At 73.0% G+C, this 2,475-nt stretch carries 2 protein-coding genes and 1 pseudogene; 2 read left to right on the plus strand and 1 reads right to left on the minus strand.

The annotated features are described in order from the left end of the window. Positions 1-892, plus strand: an 892-nt coding sequence (locus F3J18_RS36670) for a glycosyltransferase (RefSeq protein WP_166917031.1), incomplete at its 5' end; no start/stop codon positions are given. 96 nt (positions 893-988) lie between these two features. Here the strand turns inward: F3J18_RS36670 and F3J18_RS38445 are convergent. Continuing rightward, complete coding sequence (locus tag F3J18_RS38445; protein ID WP_240156515.1) at positions 989-1,681, minus strand: hypothetical protein; 693 nt, start codon at positions 1,679-1,681, stop codon at positions 989-991. On the opposite strand from F3J18_RS38445, the pseudogene F3J18_RS36680 reads away from it, so the two are divergent. Continuing rightward, positions 1,676-2,475: pseudogene (locus F3J18_RS36680) on the plus strand (hypothetical protein); the annotation flags it as partial. The gene F3J18_RS38445 and the pseudogene F3J18_RS36680 overlap by 6 nt on opposite strands.

Raw genomic sequence — 2,475 nt, forward strand, 5'->3', positions numbered from 1 at the left:
CGCGGCCGCGCTGGCCGCGCAGCGCGCCGACCGGCTCACGGTGCTGGGCGCGCAGCCGCTGCCGCCGGGCTGGTCGGGCAAGGTTTGGGCGCAGTCGCAGGGGATCGCGGCGGTGCGCACGCTGGGCCTGCCGGCCGACTACCTGCTGCTGACCGACGCCGACATCGGCCATCCCGCCGACGCGGTGGCCCAGCTGGTCACGCGCGCCCAGGCCGAAGGCCGCGACCTGGTCTCGCTGATGGTGCGGCTGCGCTGCGACTCGTTCTGGGAAAAGGCGCTGATCCCGGCCTTCGTGTTCTTCTTCGCCAAGCTCTATCCGTTCTCGTGGATCAACAACACGCGCCGCAAGACCGCCGGCGCGGCGGGCGGCTGCATGCTGGTGCGGCGCGCGGCGCTGGAGGAGGCGGGCGGCATCGAGTCGATCCGCGGCGCGCTGATCGACGACTGCAGCCTGGCCGCGCAGATCAAGCATCGCGGCGGCCGGCATCATCCGATCCGCCTGGACCTGGCCGATCGCAGCGTGTCGCTGCGGCCCTACGATAGCTGGCGCGATATCTGGAACATGATCGCGCGCACCGCCTTCACGCAGCTGCGCTACTCGCCGCTGCTGCTGGCCGGCACCTTGCTGGGCATGTCGATCATCTACCTGCTGCCGCCGCTGGCCGCGCTCGCCTACGGCGCGCGGGCCTGGCCGGCGTGGCTGGCCTGGGCGGCGATGAGCGCGGCCTACGCGCCGATGCTGGCCTACTACCGGCGCTCGCTGCTGTGGGCGCCGGCGCTGCCGCTGGTGGCGCTGTTCTACAACGGCGCGACCTTCGCCTCGGCCTGGCGCTACTGGCGAGGCAAGGGCGGCCAGTGGAAGGCGCGCGTGCAGGCGCCGGTGGAGCGCTGAACGCCTGCGCTGCGCCCGAGGCGCGGCGCAAGGCAGGATAAAAAACGGCACACGATCGCGAGATCGTGTGCCGTTTGGCTTTCTGGCGCGCGGCGACTATTGCGTCAGCAGCATGTACATCTGGATCACCGTGTCCGGCGAGAAGGTGAACGGCACCCAGCCGTAGCCGGTATGCCGCGCCACCAGCAGGCGGTCGCCGTTGGCCTGCTTCTGCACCGCCATCATCGGATTGCGCGTCGACACGAAGCGCCAGCCGGTCGGCAGGCCGCTCGGCTGCTCGGGCGTCATCGAGGCGCGCGCGTGCGCGAGTTCCTCGATCAGCTGGCTCAGCTGCACCGGCGTCAAGGGGATTTCGCGTCCGCCGATAGCCAGCGTCAGCGCATCCTGCGCGGGGCGGGCCACCACCAGCTTCGTATCGGCTGCCGTGGCTTCGCCTGCCGGTTTTTCGACGGGAGCCTGGGCGGCTGCCTGCTCGAGCGCGGCTTCCTTCTGCTCGGCCTCGCGCAAGGCCTGTTCCGCGGCGGCCTTGTCGGAGGCGGCCTGGGCGGCGAGCAGCTCGGCCGCGGCCTTGTCCGCCGCGGCGAGCGTGGCGGCCGATTGCGCGGCGGCCAGTTGTTCGCTCGCGTCGGCCAGCGCGGCGCGCTCGGTCTTCAGTTGGGCGGCCTGCAGCTCGACTGCCTCGTGGGCGCGCGCGGCCTGCTCGGCGGCTTCGGTGGCGGCCTCGCGGTCCGCGCTGGCTGGGCGACGCGCCGTTTCGGCCGCGTCGCGGTCGGCGGCGGCCTGTTGCATCAAAGCTTCGGCTGCTTCGCGGTCGGCCGCGGCCTGCTCGAGGGCCTGCTGCGCGGCTTCGGCGGCTTCGGTCGATTGGCCGGCGATGGCCGTGGGCTGCGCGAGCGTCGCCGGCGCATTGGCCTGAGCCGGCTGGCGCGATGCGTGTTCGGCGGCTGCCGCGCGATCCGCTGCCGCTTGCCTGGCGGCGGCTTCGCTCGCCTCGCGTTCGGCGGTGGCTTGCTTGAGCGTGGCTTCGGCGGCTTCGCGATCGGTGGCTACTTGCCTGGCGGCGGCTTCATTCGCCTCGCGCTCGGCGGTGGCCTGCTTGAGCGTGGCTTCGGCGGCTTCGCGATCGGTGGCTACTTGCCTGGCGGCGGCTTCATTCGCCTCGCGCTCGGCGGCGGCCTGCTTGAGCGCGGCTTCGGCTGCCTCGCGGTCAGCGGCGACTTGCCTGGCGGCAACTTCGCTCGCTTCGCGCTCGGCAGCGGCTTGTTTCAGCGCTGCCTCGGCGGCTTCGCGATCGGCGGCAGCCTGCTTTGCCGCTGCCTCGGCGTCGGCATCATGCTGGACGGCGGCTTGCTTCGCCGCCGCATCGGCCGCTTCGCGTGCCTCGGCGGCCTGCGTGGCCGCCGCTTGCGACGCTTCGCGCTCGGCCGTGGCCTGGCGAATGGCGGCCTCGGCGGCTTCGCGATCCGCCGTCGCCTGCTGCGTCGCGGCTTGCGCGGCGGCGCGCGCCTCGTCGGCCTGGCGGATCCCGGCTTGCGCGGCTTCGCGTTCGCTCGCGGCCTGCTTGACGGCCGCGTCGGCCGCTT

Origin of the sequence: Burkholderia sp. Ax-1720 (assembly GCF_011753035.1) — a bacterium.
Lineage (GTDB): Bacteria > Pseudomonadota > Gammaproteobacteria > Burkholderiales > Burkholderiaceae > Burkholderia > Burkholderia gladioli.